Source organism: Actinocrinis puniceicyclus (genome assembly GCF_018283645.1).
Classification (GTDB): domain Bacteria; phylum Actinomycetota; class Actinomycetes; order Streptomycetales; family Catenulisporaceae; genus Actinocrinis; species Actinocrinis puniceicyclus.
Genome location: NZ_JAGSXH010000029.1, coordinates 16,043 through 36,675, shown reverse-complemented (window position 1 = coordinate 36,675; position 20,633 = coordinate 16,043). Strand labels below are relative to the sequence as shown.

Below are 20,633 nucleotides of genomic sequence, written 5' to 3'. Positions count from 1 at the left end.
GTCAGTGTCCCATTCCGGGCAGGTACTGGATCACCAGGTCGAGCAGCTTGATCCCGGCGAACGGGATGACCAGGCCACCGAAGCCGTAGATCCACAGGTTGCGGCGCAGCAGGGCACTGGCCGACGAGGGGGTGTAGCGCACGCCCCGCAGAGCCAGCGGGATCAGCGCGATGATGATCAGGGCGTTGAAGATGATCGCCGAGGTGATCGCGGAGGCCGGGCTGTGCAGGTGCAGGATGTTGAGTTTGCCCAGCCCGGGGAAGACGCCCGCGAACATGGCCGGCACCATCGCGAAGTACTTCGCCACGTCGTTGGCGATGGAGAAGGTGGTCAGCGCGCCGCGGGTGATCAGCAGCTGCTTGCCGATCTGCACGATCTCGATCAGCTTGGTGGGGTTGGAGTCCAGGTCCACCATGTTCCCGGCCTCCTTGGCGGCCGAGGTGCCGGTGTTCATCGCCACGCCGACGTCGGCCTGCGCGAGGGCCGGGGCGTCGTTGGTGCCGTCGCCGGTCATCGCGACCAGCTTGCCGCCCTCCTGCTCCTTCTTGATCAGTGCCATCTTGTCTTCCGGGCCGGCCTCGGCCAGGAAGTCGTCGACCCCTGCTTCGTCTGCGATCGCCTTGGCGGTCAGCGGGTTGTCGCCCGTGATCATGACGGTCTTGATGCCCATCTCGCGCAGTTCGGCGAAGCGCTCCTTGATGCCGTCCTTGACGATGTCCTTGAGGTGGATCACGCCGAGGACCTGGGCCTGGCCCGACCGGACCTGGGCGACCACCAGCGGCGTGCCGCCGGAGGCGGAGATCGCGTCCACGACCTGTCCGACCTGCTCGGTCGGATGCCCGCCGTGCTCGCGCACCCATTTCATCACCGCGGTCGCGGCGCCCTTGCGGATTACGGTCCCGTCGGACAGATCGACGCCGGACATGCGTGTCCGCGCGGTGAACTCCACGAAGGTCGCGTCGTGCAGCTCGCGCCCGCGCAGCCGGTATTCCTCCTTGGCCAGCACCACGATCGAGCGGCCCTCGGGCGTCTCGTCGGCGAGTGAGGAGAGCTGCGCAGCATCGGCGAGCGCCGCGATCTCGACGCCGGGTACGGGTACGAACTCGCTCGCCCGCCGGTTGCCCAGGGTGATGGTGCCGGTCTTGTCGAGCAGCAGGGTATTGACGTCCCCGGCGGCCTCGACCGCGCGGCCGGACATGGCCAGCACGTTGCGCTGCACGAGGCGGTCCATGCCGGCGATGCCGATCGCGGAGAGCAGCGCGCCGATCGTGGTCGGGATGAGCGCGACTACGAGGGCGACCAGGATGACCAACGACTGCGGGGCGTCGGAGTAGAAGGCGAGGGGCTGGAGCGTGACCACGGCGAGCAGGAACACGATGGTGAGGGAGGCCAGCAGGATGTTGAGGGCGATCTCGTTCGGGGTCTTCTGCCGCGCCGCGCCCTCCACCAGCGCGATCATCCGGTCGATGAAGGTCTCGCCGGGCCTGGTGGTGACGCGCACCACGATCCGGTCGGACAGCACGCGGGTGCCGCCGGTGACGGCCGAGCGGTCGCCGCCGGACTCGCGGATGACGGGGGCTGATTCGCCGGTGATCGCGGATTCGTCGACCGAGGCCACGCCCTCCACCACGTCGCCGTCGCCGGGGATGATCTGCCCGGCCTCGACCACGACGTGGTCGCCGAGCTTGAGCTCGGTGGCTGCGATCTCGGTCTCGGACCCTGCGCTGCCCGGCGCCCAGGAGGTCAGCCGGCGCGCGACGGTCTGCGTCCTGGTCTTGCGCAGCGTGGCCGCCTGCGCCTTGCCACGGCCCTGCGCGACGGCCTCGGCCAGGTTCGCGAACACCACCGTCAGCCAAAGCCACCCGGTGATCGTCCAAGCAAAGATCGAGGGGTGCGCGAGCGCGGAATACGTGGTCAGCAACGAGCCGATTTCGACCACGAACATGACCGGGTTGCGCAGCTGCACCCGTGGGTCCAGCTTCTTCAGGGCGTCGGGCAGGGACGTCCACAGCATCTTCGGGTCGAGGAATCCGCCGCCGATGCGCCGCGGTGCCACCGGGTGCCGGCCGCTCTGCGGTGCGGTGGGTGTGGTGACGGCCATTAGGAGAGTCCTTCAGCGAGCGGGCCCAGCGCGAGCGCGGGGAAGTAGGTCAGTCCCACGACGATGAGCGTGACGCCGAGCAGCATGCCGACGAACAGCGGCTTGTGCGTCGCCAGCGTGCCGGCGGAAGCCGGGGTCTGCTTCTGCTTTGCCAGGGAGCCGGCCAGCGCCCCCACGAAGATCATCGGCAGGAAGCGGCCGAGCGTCATGGCGAGGCCGCCGGTCAGGTTCCAGAACTGCGTGTCGCCGTTCAGCCCGGCGAAGGCCGAACCGTTGTTGTTGCCCATCGAGCCGAAGGCGTAGAGCACCTCGGTCAGGCCGTGCGGTCCGGTGTTGTTCATGGAACTGCGCGCGCTCGGGGCGGCCATGGCGATACCGGTGAAGGTCAGCACGACCGCCGGGGTGGCCAGGATGTAGAGCGCCGCGTACTTCATCTCGGCCGGGCGGATCTTCTTGCCCAGATACTCGGGGGTGCGCCCGACCATCAATCCCGCGACGAACACCGTGACGATGGCCAGGATCAGCATGCCGTAGAGCCCTGATCCGGTGCCGCCGGGCGCGACCTCGCCGAGCAGGATGTTGAACAGCGCCATCCCGCCACCGAGCGGGGTGTACGAGTCGTGCGTGGAGTTGACCGCGCCGGTGGAGGTGAGCGTGGTGGAGGTGGCGAACAGCGAGGAGGCGGGGATGCCGAAGCGCACCTCCTTGCCCTCCATCGCGCCGCCGGCCAGGCGTGCGGCGGCGCCCCAGCCGCGCGCCTCCAGCCAGGTGTTGATCGCCGTTGAGCCCGCCCACAGCAGGGCCATGACCGAGACGATCGCGTAGCCCTGCTTTTGCGAGCCGACCATCCGCCCGAAGGTGCGCGGCAGCGAGAAGCCGATGACAAGCAGCAGGTAGATCTCGAGCCAGTCGGTCCACGCGTTCGGGTTCTCGAACGGGTGGGAGGAGTTGGCGTTGAAGATCCCGCCGCCGTTCGTCCCGAGTTCCTTGATCGCCTCCTGCGACGCGGTCGCCCCTGTGTAAAGCGTCTGATGGCCGCCGGTGACCGTGGTGACGGTGTGCGGGTCGGCCAGGGACTGCACCACGCCGGAGGCGACCAGGACGATCGCCAGCACGAAGGAGAACGGCAGCAGCAGCCGCAGGTTCAGCCGCATCAGGTCGACCCAGAAGTTGCCGACCCGGTCGCTCTGCCTGCGCACGAAGCCGCGGATCAGGGTGGCGGCGACGCAGATGCCCACGGCCGCGGAGATGAAGTTCTGCACCGCCAGCCCGGCGAACTGGGCGGTGTACCCGAGGGTGTTCTCACCCGAGTAGTTCTGCCAGTTCGTGTTCGTCACGAACGAGGACGCGGTGTTGTACGCCAGGTTCGCCCGCATCCCGGGCATGCCGAGGGCCAGCATCAGGTGGTCCTGGACGCGCAGGATCGAGTACAGCAGCAGCACGCCCACGACGGAGATCGCCAGCACCGAGCGGATGTACACCGACCAGGTCTGGTCGGCCTCGCTGTCCACCCCGATCAGCCGGTAGAGGAACTTCTCGATCCGCCAGTGCTTCGGCGAGGTCAGGATGTGCGCCAGGTAGTCGCCCAGCGGTCGATAGGAGATCGCGAGTGCGAGCACGAGCAGACCGGCCTGCAGCCAGCCGGCGATTGCGACGGACACTAGAACTTCTCCGGTTTCACGAGCGCGGCCACCAGGTAGACGGTCAGCGCGACGGCGACGACCAGGCCGATGACGTTGTCAGCGCTCAAGGCGCTCGACCCCCTTGACCACCAGGGCGAGCACCGCGAACACCGCGACGATCAACACCACGGACACCACATCGGCCACAGCGGGGCTCCTCGAATGAACGACGTTTTGCGAGCGGCTCCTGTCCAGGGCCGAAATCGATGTAAGCGCCGGTCGAGCCGGTCGAGCCGGTCGCTCACGCGTTTCAAACGGCTGCCCGCGCAAACTCCACGCCGATCTGACGCCGCCCGCCGCCCGCGACATCAAGGCGTCACCTCTGCGTGATCTCGCGGGGTCGCCTGTCTGCGTCATCCCATGTCAGAAAGTCGTCAGATCCGCGCGCCCGGGCGTTAGAGCGCCGTCAGAATCCGCCTGTGGCGAGCTGCCGCGTGCTGGAGTGAAACCGGCTGCGGGCTGAGCGAAGGAGCGGCCGGTGTCCCACCTGTTCGGACGAGTCATCGTGGGCGTGCACGGCACGCCGGGCAGCCTGCAGGCGCTGCGCTTCGCCGTCGGCCACGCCCGAGCCTTCGGCGAGACCCTGGTTCCGGTCATCGCGTGGGAACCGCCGGGCGGCGACGGCGCCGGCCGCCGCTACCCGCCGCTGCTCACGCGGGAGTGGGCCGACGCCGCCGAGCGGCGGTTGCTGGACGCGTTCGACCAGGGACTGGGCGGCCCGCCGGAGAACCTGCCCACCAGGCCCCAGGTCGTTCGCGGACGCGCCGGACAGGTCCTGGTCACGCTCGCCGACCGGGAGAGCGACGTGCTCGTCGTCGGTGAAAACCGTCGCGGCCAACTGCACCGCGCCTGGTACGGCTGCGCGCCGCAATACTGCCTGAGGCACGCCGGATGCGCCGTGATCGTGGTCCCGTCCAGCACGCTGGCGCGGGACGTCGGGCGGCTGCATCACCGCGCGCGCCTTTGGCGACCCTCGACCGGCGGCCAGGTGTCCCCGCCGGGCAGCCGCCGTGCGGGCGACACCGTGTCAGACCGCGTCCCGCGCTTTCGCGCAGACGGCACCGACCTGCTGTGGCGCGGGTTCCGCGTTCGGGCCGGCGTTCTTGCGCGCTGATCACCGATACTCGCGCAGCCGCAGATACAGCGCCGTGCCGATCAGCGCTGGCACCGCCGCACCGGCCGTATACGCCGGCCAGGTCACAACTCTGGCACCAGGTTGGGCCGGCATACCTGATCCACGGTAAGACCTCTGGCATGGAGTGGACCCGGGGCGGGCCACGGTGCCGCTGTAGCAAGACCGCATCACACTGAACTTTTGCCATGTGATCCATGCCAGTAAGGTGGGGTGGCTTGCCTAGAGCTTGACTCGTTTCCTGGGGGGATGCGGTGCGGACGCGCCGGGTCGCGGCGATCGCCGCCCTAATCACGGTTACCGCTTCACTCGCCGCCACGACCACGGCGCGCGCCGCCGCGGTAGCGACGCTGTACGTCGACAACACGTCGGCCGCGTGCTCGGACACCGGATCGGGCAGCCAATCCATGCCGTTTTGCACGATCCAGGCCGCTGCGAACGTCGTGAACCCCGGCCAAACTGTGCGGATCGGGGCGGGCACCTACGACAACGAGGTGGACATCACCAGGTCGGGGACCGCTGACGCGCCGATCACCTTCGCCGGCGTCCCGTTCAGCCCCTCGACCTACAGCTGGCCGACCAAGATCGACTTCAACGGTTCCAGCCCGATCGGCGCGCACGACATCGCCGTCACCGGCGCGAGTTACGTCAATATCGACAGCATCGAGACCGGGCGGCCATCGTCGAGCAGCGTTGCCGTCACGGACAGCTCGCACGTCTCCATAACCAACTCCTCCATCGACGGCGCCTACCCCTCGGCGCTTCCCGCCATCGAGATCGCCGGTGCGTCATCAGATGACACGTTGCGTGGCAACTACATCGTCGCGGTAGGTGCGGGCGTCCAGATCGACTCCACGGTTTCGGGCACCATCGTCGCCTCGAACAAGTTGGGCGCAACCGCGAACGAGGTAGTGGTCTCCGGGGCGAGCGGCACCGACATCGTCGGTAACACCGGAATGGGCAGTTGCGGGCCCGAGCTCGACATCCAGGGCGCCGCCGCCGCGACGGTCATCGAGAACAACATCCTGATGGGCGACTCGGGCTGCCCGGACAACTCGAGCAACGTCGGCATCTCGGTCGCCGCCACGGCGACGGCTTCGACGCACTCCGACTACAACGACCTCGGCGGAATGTCGCTGGGCAGCAGCGGTTCCTACGTGTGGGCCGGAACCACCTACGCGTCCGGTCAGGCGGCCGCCTTCCGCGCGCAGACCGGGCAGGGCGCCCACGACGACTTCGCGGCCTACGACAACAACAACGAGAACCAGCCGTTCATCGACTCAGCCGACTCCGCCGCGCCGGGAGAGACCTGGGACGACCCGCACAACCTGCCGGTGGACGACCCGCTGGTGCCGAACAAGGGCTCCGGCAGCCATACCTACTACGACAGGGGCGCCAGCGAGTATCAGGACTCGATAACGTCGGTCAAGGTAACGGCATCGCCGCAGAGCATCTCGCCGGGCGGTACCGTCACCGCGGTGTTCAGCGCGAAGGACGCTTGGTCTCAGATCTCGGGCTACACCTACTCCGTCGATTTCGGCGACGGGACCGTGATCACCGGAACTTCCGCCACGGTGAGCCACACCTATCAGTCCTCAGGGACCTACCACGTCACCGGGAGCGCATCGAAGGGATCGGCCTTCCGCGCGGACATGACCGGCAGCACGGTCGTCGTCGGCTCAGGGGCCTTCTCCACTCCGGGCCTGACGTCGACGGCCTATGGCGCCCTGAGCTTCGACATGAACGCGACGAACGTATCCGAGCCCTGGACGGTCGCTCAGTACCGCTTCGACTACGGCGACTCGACGACTGCCGAGGTGAATTCGACCGGCACGACCAGTCACACGTACTCAAGGCCGGGCACGTATGTGGTATCGGTCACGCTTTCCGACGGCGGCTCGAACTCGGCCATGGCCAAGATGAGCGTCACGACGCTTGGCACCGATTACGTCGCGTACGGACCGGTACGTGTCCTCGATACGCGCAAGGGGACAGGAACCGGCGGATCCACGTCGGCCGTCGCCGCGGGCGGAACGTTGAAGCTACGCATCGGCGGCGCGGTCGGCATGCCTGCACACGTGAGCGCGGTCGCGTTGAATCTCACGGTGACCGGGCCCAAGGCGGGCGGATACCTGACGGCGTACCCCTCCGGTATGCCTCGGCCAGCCACGTCGAGCCTGAACTTCTCGGCCGGTCAAACCGTCGCGAATCTGGCGGTCGTCCCGGTCGGGCCGGACGGCACGATCGAGCTTTACAACGGCAGCGGTGGGACGGTGGCGCTGATCGCTGACGTGAGCGGGTACTTCACCGCCGCCGCCGCGCAAGAGTACCGCGGCACGAGCCCGGACCGGATGCTTGATACCCGCGACGGCACCGGAGGCTATCCGTATTCGACCGTGCGGCAGGGAACGCCGGTGCGGCTGAAGGTCGCCGGCGTCGGCAACATTCCGGCCAACGTGACGGCGGTGGCATTGAACCTGACCGTCGCGGGGCCCTCCTTGGGCGGGTACGTGTCTGCGTATCCTGACGGTCAGTCGCAGCCCACGGTTTCGAACGTGAACTTCGGGCCCGGACAGACGGTCGCGAACGCGGCGATCGTGCCCGTAGGCCAGGACGGCTACATCGATCTGTCCATAGCCGGAGGTCCGGCACGGCTGATCGCGGACCTCTACGGCTACTTCAGCTCCACGCCCGCATCGTCGTATGTGCCGGTAACGCCGTTCCGCCGCCTGGACAGCCGCAAGATTGCCGCAGGCGCCGTGCCCTCCGGCAACGCGTACATCGTCCAGATGAACCAAGGGCTGGGGCGTCTCGACCCCAGTGCCGTACTCACCGGCCTGGTTCTCAACACGACCGTCACCGACACGAACGCCGGCGGATACCTGACTGTGTTCCCGGACAACAGCGACCTGGGCAACCAGCCGCTGATCGTGCCCAACACGTCGACGCTCAACTTCGCGCCGCACGAAACGGCCGCGAACCTCGCACTTCCGCTCGTTCCGTCCGACGACGCGGTTGACTTCTACAACGGCAGCGGCGGCAGCCTGCAACTGATCGTCGACGTGTACGGGTACTTCGTCGCCATCGGTCCGTAGGCGCCGATCCAAGGGAATCGCCCCGGCGTCCGTCGACAGTCGTCGTCGCCTGATCGGTGAGAGCGCGCGGTTTGTCCACCGGTCCTGACGGTCGGATCGCTAGCGCTGATCGTGCGGTGATTCGATCGCACCTCCGGCAACCGGTGGTGAGCACCCCACCGCCGCCGGCGCGGTGCTCACGAGTTCAGCCTGGCCGGCAGACAGGCAGACAGGCAGACAGGCAGACCGTGTCTGTCACGGGAAGGGGATGTAGGGCACGGTGAAGGAGACGGGTCCGTCCAGGGTCGACTCGTTGCCCGCCGCGTCCACGGACACGGCGTATACCTCGTGGGTCGGGCCTGACGGCAGGGTCAGGGTCACGCCGGTCGTGGTCGTGGCGGCGAGCACGGTCGCACCGTCGTAGATCCGGTATCCGGTGACCGGGTCGCTGCCGGCCGGCTGGCTCCAGGCGAGCGTGACAGTGCCGGTTTCGGGACTGGTGGGACTGCTGCTCTGGCCGGTGACCGCGAGCATCGTCGGGGCGGCGGGCCGCGCGGCCGAGCCGGGTAGCGTGGTCGCGGCCACCGGGCTGCTCGGCGCCGAGGCGGGGCACGCGCCCCCGCGGGAGACGGCCTGGACCGCGACCGAGTACTGCGCGGTGCTCGCCGAAGGCAGCCCGGTGACCACCGCCGACGCTGCCTCGACGGTCGCGACCGGGTTTCCGGAGTGGTAGACGATGAAGCCGGCGGACTGCACCGTGGACACCCAGGTCAGCGCGACCGTGGACGCCGAGCGGGGCGTGACCGCGAGCGCGACCGGCGCGGGCGTGACGGTGTCGCAGGGCGTCGTCGAGGCGACGGCCGGGGCGCTTTGCGCCGACTCCGCGCCGGCGGCGTCCAGTGCGGAGACGGTGAACCGGTGCGCGGTATCCCGCCACAGGCCGGTGACGGTCGCCGCGGTGCCCGTCGTGGTCGCGACGCGGGCGCCGCCGTCGTAGACCGCGTAGCCGGCGGCGGCCCCCGACGCGCTCCAGGACAGTGACACCGTGGTGTTGGTGGTGCCGGTCACGGTCAGGCCGCTAGGCGCGGGCGACTGCGGGGACGCGCCGGACAGGGTGGTGACGGTCAGCGGCGCGCTGGAGTGCAGGGTGCCGGTGCAGTCCCGGCGCGCGACCGCGACGCTGTGGGTCGAGGACGGCGCGAGTCCGCTGATCCGGGCACTGTCCAGGCTGGTCTGCGCCACGGCCGTCCCGTCGAGCAGCACCACGAGTGTGCCCGCCTGATCGTAGGAGGGCAGGGCGTTGGACCAGGACAACGAGAAGGCGGACCCAGTGACGTCGCTCGCGACCAAGCCGCTCGGCGCGGTGATTCCGCACGCGTACGCGCCGCCCTCGAACGCGGTGCGGGAGACGGCCGCGCTGGGAGCGGACTCCCGCCCGGCCGGGTCGACGGCGGTCACCGTGTAGGTGTGCGTGCTGTCGAACACCAGGTTTCGGATGGTCACGTATGTGGTGGTGTTGCGGGCCACCACCACGCCGCCCTCGTAGACGTTGAAGTAAGCGGGCCGGTCGTCGGCGGTCGGCTCGGTCCAGGACAGGGTGATCGAGGTGGCGTCGTTCGTGGCGTAAAGCCGCTGAGGCGTGGCCACCGTGGACGAACTCGACGCGGAGGACGACGCGGACGGCGAAGCCGAGGCCGACGGGCTCGCCGAGTCGCTGCTGACGGCGCCGGTGCAGGTGACGCCGTTCAGCGCGAAGCTGCCGGGAACGGGGTTACTGCCGCGCCACGCCCCGTTGAACCCGAAGCTCGTACTGCCGCCGGTCGCCAGCGAACCGTTGTAGGACAGGCTGCTGACCGTGACGTTCGAGCCGGACTGGGTGAAGCTCCCGTTCCACAACTGTGTGATCGTCTGACCGGCCGTGAAGGACCAGGACAGCTGCCAGCCGGTGATCGGACCGCCGAGGTTGGTGATGCTCACGCTCGCGCCGAACCCGCCCTGCCACTGGCTGGCGACGCTGTAGGAGACCTGACAGCCGGTGGCTGCTTGCGCCGAGCTCATCACGGTCAACCCGCCGCCGACGACCGCGACGGCGACCGCGCCGACCGCCCACGATCGGTGATGGTTCCGCTTCATCGAAAACCTCCGCGCCGGATGGAGACCGCTGACCCGCTGTGCTCGAAGCCCACGCCACCGGCGCCGCCGACAGCGTGTGGCGGGCGGCTGCCGGGGCCGCAGTACACGCATTCCAGACTCCCGGTCGACGCCCGCAGATCGCGCCGCCACTCGGTGCCCGGCAGGCGATGGCCGCCGCCGCGCGCACCGGCGAGCGCACGGCCGGTTCCACGGCGCGGCTGGCGGCGACGGTGGAGACACGCGAAGTGTCCAGCGGGTCACGCGCAGGGACAAGAGCCGCTCTCCCCGCGCGGCGGCGCGCCACAGCGCTCCCGCCGAGTCGGCGCGTCCGTCCTCGCCCCGTGACGTGGTCGGCCCGCTCCGTCGAGCGCCTCGACGTGCGCTGCGAACCGGACGGACAGGCGTTGTGGCTCGGCGAAAGTTTCCCACGTACACGCCCGAGCGACCCCGGTGACGCTCACAGCAATCTGATGCGCGCACCAGCTGCCCACTCAGTGTGACCGCCTCAGGAAAGTCGCACGCCAGGATCGCGTCGGCCTAGTGTCCCGCGCCGGAAATCCGTCGCATGACTCTGCTCGACCTGGCTGCGCGCGTCCGGTCATCCGCGCCCGGCTGGCAAGGCGCCGGAACACCCTCGCGGTGCTCAATCAACGCAGTGGGTCGTCTGTGGGCGTTTCGGCAACGCGGCAAGGCGGGATGAGGGGGCCGAGCGCCGGGTGAGCAAGAATCCGGGTTCCGTGAGCACTCGACCTTCGCTGTCATGTGGCGATGACGGCGTCGCGTCCCACCGCTAAAACCCTTGGACTACATTGCCGCCGTGACGGGACACTAAGCGCTCTGATGGCGGCCTACCGCTTCATCCTGCGACAACGGTGAGGGGGCGGCGTGATGGGCGTTTCGCCCCAGGACGAGGACGAGGAGAAACCGGACAAGGGTTCGGTGATGCTCGCGGCGCGCTATTACCGGCGCGAGGTGACCCGGCTGTGGCGGCTGGCGCTGCCGGCTGTGCTGGGGCCGGCTTTGGGCAACATCGGTATCCTTTACATCGCGCCGCTGCTCGTCGCGCGGCTTGTCACACGAATCAGCGACAACGCTCACCTCGTTCTCGGTTCGGCGTTTCCCTATGTGCTCGGTTTCGCCGGCGTCATGCTGCTCTCCGAGGTGCTCTGGCGCATCGGCATCCACTTCCTCAACCGCGTCGACGCCCTGGGCATCGAGCACCTGTATGTGGTGGGCCTGGACGAGCTGTTCGCCAAGGACTGCGCGTTCTTCCACGACAACTTCGCCGGCTCGCTGACCAAGCGGGTCCTGAGCTTCGCCTCCCGGTTCGAGCAGACCGCCGACACCCTGGTGTTCGACGTCGCGGGCAACTTCGTCCCGCTGGCCTTCGGCTCGGTCGTGCTGTGGCACTACGACCCGTGGCTCGTGGTCGCGCTCCTGGGGATGATCGCGGTCACGGCCCTGGCGGTAGTCCCGATCATTCGCCGCCGCCAGGCGTTGGTCGATCAGCGCGAAGCGGCCATCGCCCGCGTCGCGGGCCATGTCGCCGACAGCCTGACGAACATGGACACGGTGCGGGCCTTCGCCGCCGAACGCAGGGAGGCCGCCGAACACCGCTCACGGGTCGCGCAGGCCAGGCGGCTCTCGCTGCGCTCCTGGGACTACAGCAACCTGCGCGTCGACACGCTGATCGCGCCGATGTCGGTGCTGACCAACGGCCTCGGCCTGCTGCTGGCGGTCACGCTCGCCACACATGGTGCGGGGGTGGCGGCGATCGTGATCGTCTTCTCCTACTATGCGAACGCGACGCGGATCATGTTCGATTTCAACCGGATCTACCGCAACCTGGAAAGCGCGATGACCGAGGCCGCGCAGTTCACCGCCCTGCTGCGCACGCCGGCGAGCGTACTCGACCCGGTGGCGCCGGCACCGCTTCGCTCCCGGCCCGCCGAGATCCGCTTCGAGCGGGTGACCTTCGGCTACAGCAGCGGCGAGCCGCTTTTCGACGAGCTTGACCTGGTCGTGCCCGCCGGCGCCAGAATCGGGCTGGTGGGCAGGTCCGGCGGTGGCAAGAGCACGCTGACCAGGCTGCTGCTGCGGATGACCGACATCGATGGAGGCAGGATCCTGATCGGCGGCCAGGACATCCGCGACCTGCGCCAAGCCGACCTGCGCAGTCTGATCGCCTACGTGCCCCAGGACCCGGCGATGTTCCACCGCTCGCTGCGCGAGAACATCGCGTTCGCCCGACCCGGCGCCACCGAGGCCGAGATCCACCGCGCGGCCCAGGCCGCGCACGTCGCAGAGTTCGTCGACGCGCTGCCCGACGGTTACGACACGATGGTGGGCGAACGCGGGGTGAAACTCTCCGGCGGACAACGCCAGCGCGTCGCCCTGGCCCGGGCCATCCTGCGCGACGCCCCGATCCTGCTGCTCGACGAGGCGACCAGCGCCCTGGACTCCGAAAGCGAGATCCTCGTCCAGGAGGCACTCTGGCGGCTGATGCAAGGACGTACCGCGCTGGTGGTGGCGCACCGCCTCAGCACGGTCGCCGGCATGGACCGACTCGTCGTGCTCGACCGCGGCCGGATCATCGAGCAGGGCACCCACCACGAACTGCTCGCCTGCGAGGGCGCCTATGCGAAGCTCTGGCAACACCAGTCAGGCGGTTTCCTCACCGACACTTCCGCGCAGGCAGGCGCCACCGCCTGATCGTGCCGACAGCCCATGGCGAACGGACATCCTGCCGGCGCTGCCAGTCGTCCTTCTTCGTCCCCTGCTGGACAGGCGCTGCTTCAACGCCGGTCAGCGTTTCACCGGGTCGATGGCGATCTCGACGAGGTGGCCGTCGTGCGACATGTGTACTGAGGCCTTCCAGCGGTCGGCCACGGACAGCTGCACCGTCCAGGTGACGTCGTCGCCCTTGACCGACTCCAACTGCGGCTCGGCCCAGTCGGGCCGGCTGCTCAGGACCCTGCGCACCAGCGCCACGGCGCGGGCGACCGGGTCGAAATCAGGGTCCGGATTCTCAGTGCCGCCGAGGACGGGCGCCGGGGTGAGCGCGCCGGCCGGTTCGCTCGCGGCGCTGCCGGCCGCGCGGCGGGCACGGATCGTGCGCTCGAGCCAGCGGCCCGCGGCGGGGAAGGGTGCCCACACCGCTGGGCTGATCACGCCGTTGACCACGGCGGCGACCACCGATTCGACGAGGAAGACCTCATCGACGCCCATGCCGAGGACCGGAGCGCGCATCTGCTTGCGCGCGTGGTAACGCAGATCGCCGAGTTCGTCCCGGTCGGGTAGATCGACGTCGTCCGCATCGACGATCACGAGGAATCGGCTGCCCGGTAGCACTTCGACCACACGCACCGCGAGTTCGGATCGCGATTCCATCATTTCCCCCTTCGCGTCCGGTCGACCTGAGCATACTGAAACGCGATGCGACTCGGAGGGGGAGTCTTGAACTCGCAGCCAGTAGCGCCGCAGGTCTCGACGCCGGCCCGCCCGCGCCTGTTCGGGACGCGGCTCGTGCGCCCGGTGTGGATGTTCCGCCTGGTCAACATGACCCGCCATTTCGGCTTCGACGCCCTGGTGTTGGTCCCCGTGCTCGCAGCCGGGTGGTGGTGGGCCACCGGACCGGGCGGGATCATCCTGACCGCATACGCGAACGAGTCCAGCGACAGCCTGCAGCAGTGGATCATCAGGCAGCACATATCCGAGTACTATCCGACCGCCGTCGCGTTGTTTCCGTGCATCGTCCTGCTGCGTACGGCACGCCGCGCGCAGAGTACGCGCACCCGTGCCGAACTGAGCCAGAAGCCGGCGGCGGTCGCCGGGACTCTCAGCGTCGCGTACAGCGCCGTGGTCACCGGGCTCGCGCTCATCGTGCTGATCTTCGCGCCGGGGCCGGCGTTCGGCAGGTTCGCGCCGAGCATCGCGGCGGCAGTCTGGGTCTGGCTCCTGCGCTACCTGTTGTTCTCGGTGACCGACGAGCGCGTGCAAACCGGCGCGGGCTACCGGCCTCCGCTACGGGCGGCCCTGCGGCGCGGTGTGCGGCGGCATGTACGGCGCTGCGTCACCGTTCCGGTCGGCGCGGTAGAGAACACGGCCCGCGCGCGGCAGACCTTCGCGGAGGCGGAGCAGTACTTCCGCCGACGTGGCGACGAGGCGATGCTCGCCTGGGCCGGGGCGACCGCCGTCGACTATGAGCTGAAGATCAACGCCCTCGATCACGCCGAGCGGCTGGTGAACCGGCACGCGGCCGACCCCGGGCTCGCAGGCCGGCCCGAAGTCCTCGCCGCCGAGGCGCTGTTCCGCCGCGCGGTAGGCGAGTACGACCTGGCTGTCGCGCAACTGGCGGCCGCCGCTGCGGCCAAGGATGCTGGGAGGCGCGCTCCACGGCTGGTTGGCGTGCTGATCGACGACTGTCGCGCCCTCGATCGCCTGGCAGGCGGCGAGGCGCAGCCGGGTGATGTGCCGCTGCCGCGCGGAACCTGGCGCCTGGCCTGGACCCGGCGGCATTCCGCGGCGCTGGGGCAGTCGCTCAACTCGATCAGGGACCTGGCATGGCGCGACGAGCGCGCCGCACTGGTCGAGGCGTTGTGCCTGCGCGATGTGGTCGTCGCGATGCAGTCCCCTTACGGCTTCGCCGATCTGTCCCCGGCCGAGGCCCGGCAGCTCGACGTCGTGAAGGCGCAGACCGAGGAGCTGATCGCCGACCGGCTCGCCGGCCTCGGTGCCTTCGCCGACGCCGCAGCCGCCTACCTCTCGACCGGGCAGCGCCTCACCGACACCGGCTGGCGGTCGCGCAGGGCGCTGATTCAAGCGAAGGCGGCGGTCTGCGCGCTGCGCGCCGGAACCCTCACCGCGCAGCGGGAGTCGCTCACCCTGTCCGTACTCCAGCTCTCGCTGCGCGGCATGGAGTACGCCCGCGGGCGTCTCACCGGCGGCGCGAGCCGCTTCTCGCTGATCGAGGCCAATGCGGCCTTTTACACTGAGGTCTTCGAGGTGCTCGCCACCTGCGTGCGCTTCCAGCGCGATCGCGCCGCGGAGCTGGCGCTGTGGCTGATGGAGGAGACCCACCGCAACGCGCTCGCCGACGCGCTGCGTGCCGCGTCGGCCGGCACCGAGGACGATGAGCTGCAGGCACTGGTCCGCAGTCACCGGGATGCGGAGGCCGAACGCCGTGTGTCATTGGAGGATGGGGGGCTCAGCACCGGTGACCTTCAGGATGACCCGGAGCGCGTGGCCGCCGCGGCCGCGTTGACCGCGCAGCTCGAGGACCGGTATTCCCGCGCCTTCGCCAAGACCCTGATTCCCGAGCTGGTCGACCTCGGTTCGGTGCTCGATCGGCTCGGTGGCCGGGTCGCTGTCTACTACCACTGCGCGGCCGGCGATGGCGGCTGGGACATCACGACGGTCACCGTGACCCGGGAACGGATCAGCCTGCACCGAGCGAGGATCGCAGACCTCGCCCACGACGAGCGCCAGGTGGCTGCCATCCGCAAGCCCGGTGGTGTTCTCGCCGCCCTCGACAGCGGTGAAGCCGAGCAGATCGCCGAGGTGCACCGGTACAGCGACGTGTCCGACCCGGTCTGGCGTGAGCTGGCCGCGGCGCTGCTGCCGCCCGATCTCGACGCGTTGCTGCGTGGGCGCCCGAGTGATGATCCGGTCGTGTTGTTGGTCGTGCCGGACGGTCCGATCTCGCTGATCCCGTTCGCCGGGCTGCCGCTGAGTGACGGCAGCCTGTTGGTGGACCACGCCGCCGCGGTGGTGATGCCGAACCTCAATCTGCTGCCCGCGCCCGACGCCGCGCCGGCGCCGGTGCGTGCTCGGCCCAGGCTCGCGCTGCTCAACTGCGGCCCCACGCGATACGAGGGCGAATTCCGCAGTGCGCTGCGCGAACTGGCGACGGCCTGGCCGGACGGTGTCGAAACAGTGGTGACCAGTGATGGCGAGCAGATGCGCGCGCAGCTGACGTGCGGGCGCGAGTACGACCTGGCCGCGATCTCCAATCACGGCGTGACGGCACGGCGCGCCGCCACGCGCGGCATTCTGCTCAACGGTGGCGGGATCATCACCGTGCAGGCCGCGTACGGCATCGCATGGCCGCGCGACGTGGTGCTGCACGCCTGCTGGGCCGCGCACGTGACCGTCAGCACGCGCGACGAGCCGATCGGTCTGCCGACCGCTTGTCTGATCGGCGGGGCGCAGAGCGTGCTCGGCGGGCAGGCTCCGGTGGACAACGCGGTCGTCGACCCCGGGGCGCGGGTCTTCGCCCGTGCCTCAGCCGCGGCGCTCGGCGGAACGCACCTCGCGCTCGCGGTGCGCGACGCGATCCTGGCGAGGCGGGCCGAGCTGGGCCATGATTCCGCAGCGCCCTGCGAATGGGCCAATCTGACGGTGTGGACGACTCGTCCGCCCGATACCGATACCGATACCGATACCGGTCCCGCTCCTGTCGCCTCCGATGGCCGGAAGGGCGCAGCGCGGCCCGAGCTGTGGACTACACAGAAGGTCGCGTCCGCCGAAACCGAGGCGTTCGTCAACCTGCGGCGGGTCAAGGTCGAGGAGCTGCTCGGCGTCTTGGAGCGCAAGCCGGTCGAACTGCGCTGCAGCCTGCCGTGGACCGCGGCGGTGACCTTCGCCGTTTCGGCAGCGCTGCAGGACGCGCCGCGAGCCGTCCTGTGCTCGCTCGACCTTGCCGGCACGGTGCACACGTCGGCCGGTGGAACGTTCGCCCCCATCCGCGTGATGGGCGACCGCGATCACGCGGGAACCGGTCTTCTCCTGCGGGATGCCGAAGAGTCGGAAGGCATCGCGGAGCTGATGTTGCGCGACGGGCGCTCGCTGCGCACGACGCGCTTGACAGCCGAGGCGTTCAGGTCGGCGGAGAAGATCGCCGCCGGCCTTGGCGAACGTGAGGTCCGTGTCGAGCACCTCGCCTACGGGCTGCTCGGCGATTCGAAGACCGCGCTGAGCCGCGCGCTGCGTGAGACTGGCCGGCCGGCGGCGTTCCACGACTACTGCGAGAAGGTGTTCGGTCGCCGGCTGCGCACGCCCGACAAGCTGGATCCGGTTCCGTCGAGGGTCCTGGCCGCGGTGCCGGCTGTGGCGTCGGCCAAGCGCACGAACACTGTGGCCAGGATGCCGAGTTGCGCAGAAGCGTTGGAGAACGCGACCCGGTCGGGTCTCGCGATGACGCGCAGCCGCGCGCTCGGGACCTTCGACCTGCTCGTGGGCATTGATCGAGACGTGTTCTTCGATCTGCCCGGCCAGTGCGCGGGCTCGCCCCCAGCATCAGACCCCGAGTACTCGCGCGGCGCGGTGGCCAGGACGATCGGCCGGATGCCCGGGGTGGCGGTGACGCGGGACCTCGATCGGGCCTTCGAGTCCGCCCAGCGGCTCGCCGCGCAGCGCGGCTCGACGGTCATCGAACCGGCCGACCTGGTCGCCGGCATCCGCGGGGAGAAGGAGAGCATCGGCGCGCGGCTGCTCGCCGCACAGAACGACTCGACGCGACAAACCGGCTCGCCCATTGCGCTCGGCCGGCTCGCACCCGTGCGCAAACGATTCTCCTCCGACTCGGCACTGGTGCTCATCGGCGCAGGCGCGCTGCTGCTCGCGGGCCTGGGACTGCGGAAACTCGCCCGGTTCTCCGCGGGCATCACGCTCCTGCTGATGCTGGCCGTCGTGATCGGCCTGCACGACGACGGGGACGCTCCCCCGAACGACCAGACGCTGCTGCACGACGCGTCCGCCGTCCTGACCACCGTGCATCTCGGCGGCGGGCGCACGCTGCCGGGCACGCTGCTCGGCTCCATGGGCACCTTTTACGTGACGCCACGGATCCAGGGCACCGGGAACATCGTCCACCAGGTGCTGTCCAAGAACGGACCGCCGAGTTCGCTGAACGACTGGTACCTGTACGCGGTGATGCCGCCGCAGAACCCGACCCCGGAGATGTCGGTGACCCTCGAGTACGGAACCTCGGTCTATCCGGCGAGCCTCCTGTGCCCGGCCTCGACCACGGCGTTCTGCTTCGCCGCCGCGCGCATCCCGCACGGACCGAGGCCTGCGGGCCTGCCCTGGCAGTCGGAGATCGCGACGCAGGGCTCGGACAAGAGCGCCGTGGTGCGCCTGCAGGCGATCGCCTTTTCGCAGCACCCTGACGGGGTTCTGATGGACCAGGTGAGCCTCAGCTCCGCCCAGCCGCCGATGGCCACGCCGGACTGGGGCGTCGTGCTCGACGCGCTCGACGCGCACCCCGACACGCTGCTACGCCCGATGACGCCGGTCGTGCCGGTCGGCAACAGTCACCAACTGCCCCTCTTCGGCCTCGCCCGGGCCGCCGGCGCCGGCCGCCCGGCCCGGGTCCTGCCTACGGGCCTGCTCGACATCTACGCCACCTACCTCACGATGGGCTACGCCGGGGCCCCGTCCGGCAGCACCACGCTCGCGGGCATCGCCGTGCACGACACGACCCCGTCCGGCATCGGCGCGCCCACCGTCGAGGTCTCCGAGGTCAAACTCGGCGAGCCGGCCGACCTCGGCGGGCTCGCCGAGGGCGACCTGATCGTCTCGATCGGCGCGAGCAAGCCGGCTTCGGCCGAGGACGCCGTCAAGGCGATCCAGTCGCACCGGCCCGGCGAAGTCGTCCTGTTCACCGTGCTGCGCGACGGCAAGCGCCTCACACTGCACATCCGCCTCGGCTACGAGTAGCCGCCGAGCCTGGCGTGACGTTCAAAACACGCGGCGGTCGGCGGATCCTCGTCGTCGACTATCCGCAGGTGCCCGGAGCGATGACCGAGGCCGGTCGATCGACCCGGCGCAGGACCCCGGCCTGCCGGAGGCGACGGCTGAACTCCGGCAGAGTCTTCGGCTCCCGCCGGGCCGAGGCGAGTAGCGGCTCGGCCCGACCGGTGAGCCCTTGCAGGGTCCGTGCTGTGCGCGGGGTCCGCTACGGTCTGTTCAGCGCGGCCAAGGCGTCTTCCACGGCGCGGTGGAAGGTCGGGTAGGCGTAGATCATGTGCCGCAGTTGCGCGGTCGGCACCTGCGCGTGAACGGCGACCGCGAGTCCGTAGAGCACCTCGCCGCCGGCGGGTCCTGCCGAGGTCGCGCCGACCAGGACGCCGCGCTCGGCGTCCTCGACGAGTTTGATGAATCCCGCGTTGCCGGCCTTGTGGATCCAGCCGCGTGCCGAGGAAGGAATCTGCGATACGCCGGTGCGCACCGTCAGCCCGCGGGCCCGGGCGGCCTGCTCGCTCAGGCCGACCGCGCCGATCTCCGGGTCGGTGAAGGTGACGCGCGGCAGCGCCCGGTAGTCCGCGTCCGGCCCCGGCTGGCCGAGGATGTCGCGGATGGCGATCTGCGCCTGGTACATGGCCACGTGCGTGAACGCGCCGACCCCGGTGACGTCGCCCACCGCCCACAGCCCCTCGGCCGCGCGCATCTGCCCGTCCACCGTCAGTGCCCTGGTTTTCGGGTCGAGGCCGGCGTGCTCGACGCCGAGCCCGGAGACATCGACGCGGCGGCCGGTGGCCACCAGCAGTTGCTGCGCCGTCAGCTCCCGGCCGTCCTCGAGCCGCACGGCGAACGTACCCGCGCGGTGTTCGACCCCTGCGGCGCGTGCGCCCGTCAGGATCGTGAGTCCCTCGGCCGCGAGCGTTTCGGCGAGTAGTTCCCCGGCCTCGGGCTCCTCCATCGGCACGAGGTGGTCCAGGGCCTCGATGACGGTGACGGCGGTACCGAAGCGCGCGAAGACCTGCGCCAGTTCGAGGCCGATCGCCCCGCCGCCGAGCACGATCAGCGAGGCCGGCGGCTCCTTGGCCGCGACCGCGTCGCGGTTCGTCCAGAACGGGGTCTGCGCGAGTCCCGGGATCGGCGGGATCGCCGGCCTGGTGCCGGTGGCGATCACCACGCCACGGCGAGCGGTGTATTCGGCCTCTGCGACGCGGACCGTGCCGGGACCGGAAAGCACCGCGCGCCCGCGCACGAAACGCCCGCCTGTGCCGGTGAACCGGTCCACGGCCACCTGGTCGTTCCAGTCGTCGGTGGCCTCGTCGCGCACCCGGGTCGCCACCGGCCCCCAGTCGGGCGTCACCTGCGTGCTTCCGGCCATGCCGGGCACGCGCCGGGCCTCGGCGAGCAGGTTCGCCGCGCGGATCATCATCTTGCTCGGCACGCAGCCCCAGTACGGGCATTCCCCGCCGACCAGCTCCGCCTCGACGCCGACCACATCGAGCCCCGACTCGGCCAGGCGGCCCGCGACGTGCTCGCCGCCAGGCCCCATGCCGATCACCACGACGTCCGTCTGCTCGACCATCGAATCAACCTCCTGATATGACTATCGGCCGGATTGCGCCGCGTCCCTGACCCGCTCGACGCGTACACCCTTCCAGAAGGCGCCGTACCCGCGACTCTGCCGCGCCGCGCGGGACGGGTCCGCGTGGCACGCTCGCGCAGGTGCGCCATACGCCTCCGATCGCGGCAGCGCGTAGATGTCGCATCGCATC

General features: G+C 69.9%; 10 protein-coding genes. 4 read left to right on the top strand and 6 right to left on the bottom strand.

What is annotated here, in order from left to right:
• Position 1 precedes the first annotated feature (1 nt).
• Genes kdpB through kdpF form a run of 3 tightly spaced genes read right to left on the bottom strand, consistent with a single transcriptional unit; the run spans position 2 to position 3,851 of the window.
• A complete protein-coding gene (gene kdpB, locus KGA66_RS10950) occupies positions 2–2,101 on the bottom strand; it encodes a potassium-transporting ATPase subunit KdpB (RefSeq protein ID WP_211467379.1) in 2,100 nt (699 codons plus the stop codon).
• The gene (kdpA, locus tag KGA66_RS10945; RefSeq protein ID WP_211467377.1) at positions 2,101–3,762 is read right to left on the bottom strand and encodes a potassium-transporting ATPase subunit KdpA; all 1,662 of its coding nucleotides are present in this window, start codon (positions 3,760–3,762) and stop codon (positions 2,101–2,103) included. The genes kdpB and kdpA overlap by 1 nt, the downstream gene beginning before the upstream one ends.
• Positions 3,762–3,851, bottom strand: a complete 90-nt coding sequence (gene kdpF / locus KGA66_RS10940) for a K(+)-transporting ATPase subunit F (protein ID WP_211467375.1) — start codon at positions 3,849–3,851, stop codon at positions 3,762–3,764. Before kdpF ends, kdpA begins: the two co-directional genes overlap by 1 nt.
• A gap of 410 nt (positions 3,852–4,261) precedes the next feature.
• Here kdpF and KGA66_RS10935 point away from each other — a divergent pair, with 410 nt between their 5' ends.
• Both KGA66_RS10935 and KGA66_RS10930 read left to right on the top strand, forming a co-directional pair.
• The gene (locus tag KGA66_RS10935; RefSeq protein ID WP_211467374.1) at positions 4,262–4,897 is read left to right on the top strand and encodes a universal stress protein; all 636 of its coding nucleotides are present in this window, start codon (positions 4,262–4,264) and stop codon (positions 4,895–4,897) included.
• A 272-nt stretch (positions 4,898–5,169) separates the two neighbouring features.
• Positions 5,170–8,010, top strand: a complete 2,841-nt coding sequence (locus KGA66_RS10930; protein ID WP_211467373.1) for a PKD domain-containing protein — start codon at positions 5,170–5,172, stop codon at positions 8,008–8,010.
• A 234-nt stretch (positions 8,011–8,244) separates the two neighbouring features.
• Here KGA66_RS10930 and KGA66_RS10925 read toward each other — a convergent pair whose 3' ends face one another.
• A complete protein-coding gene (locus tag KGA66_RS10925; protein ID WP_211467372.1) occupies positions 8,245–10,122 on the bottom strand; it encodes a cellulose binding domain-containing protein in 1,878 nt (625 codons plus the stop codon).
• Between the two features lie 888 nt (positions 10,123–11,010).
• Between KGA66_RS10925 and KGA66_RS10920 the strand changes: the two genes are divergently transcribed.
• On the top strand, positions 11,011–12,834 hold the full coding sequence (locus tag KGA66_RS10920; RefSeq protein ID WP_211467371.1) for an ABC transporter ATP-binding protein: 1,824 nt from the start codon (positions 11,011–11,013) through the stop codon (positions 12,832–12,834).
• Between the two features lie 93 nt (positions 12,835–12,927).
• Here the strand turns inward: KGA66_RS10920 and KGA66_RS10915 are convergent, their stop codons facing one another.
• Positions 12,928–13,512, bottom strand: a complete 585-nt coding sequence (locus KGA66_RS10915; protein ID WP_211467369.1) for a hypothetical protein — start codon at positions 13,510–13,512, stop codon at positions 12,928–12,930.
• A 66-nt stretch (positions 13,513–13,578) separates the two neighbouring features.
• Between KGA66_RS10915 and KGA66_RS10910 the strand changes: the two genes are divergently transcribed.
• The gene (locus tag KGA66_RS10910; protein ID WP_211467368.1) at positions 13,579–18,840 is read left to right on the top strand and encodes a CHAT domain-containing protein; all 5,262 of its coding nucleotides are present in this window, start codon (positions 13,579–13,581) and stop codon (positions 18,838–18,840) included.
• A 238-nt stretch (positions 18,841–19,078) separates the two neighbouring features.
• Here the strand turns inward: KGA66_RS10910 and KGA66_RS10905 are convergent, their stop codons facing one another.
• Positions 19,079–20,443, bottom strand: a complete 1,365-nt coding sequence (locus KGA66_RS10905) for a dihydrolipoyl dehydrogenase family protein (RefSeq protein ID WP_211467367.1) — start codon at positions 20,441–20,443, stop codon at positions 19,079–19,081.
• Positions 20,444–20,633 lie beyond the last annotated feature (190 nt).

Excerpts from the sequence above, each read along its gene's own strand:
- KGA66_RS10915 (WP_211467369.1), bottom strand. The coding sequence starts at position 13,512 with ATGGAATCGCGATCCGAACTCGCGGTGCGTGTGGTCGAAGTGCTACCG.
- KGA66_RS10905 (WP_211467367.1), bottom strand. The coding sequence starts at position 20,443 with ATGGTCGAGCAGACGGACGTCGTGGTGATCGGCATGGGGCCTGGCGGC.
- KGA66_RS10925 (WP_211467372.1), bottom strand. The coding sequence starts at position 10,122 with ATGAAGCGGAACCATCACCGATCGTGGGCGGTCGGCGCGGTCGCCGTC.
- KGA66_RS10920 (WP_211467371.1), top strand. The coding sequence starts at position 11,011 with ATGGGCGTTTCGCCCCAGGACGAGGACGAGGAGAAACCGGACAAGGGT.
- kdpB (WP_211467379.1), bottom strand. The coding sequence starts at position 2,101 with ATGGCCGTCACCACACCCACCGCACCGCAGAGCGGCCGGCACCCGGTG.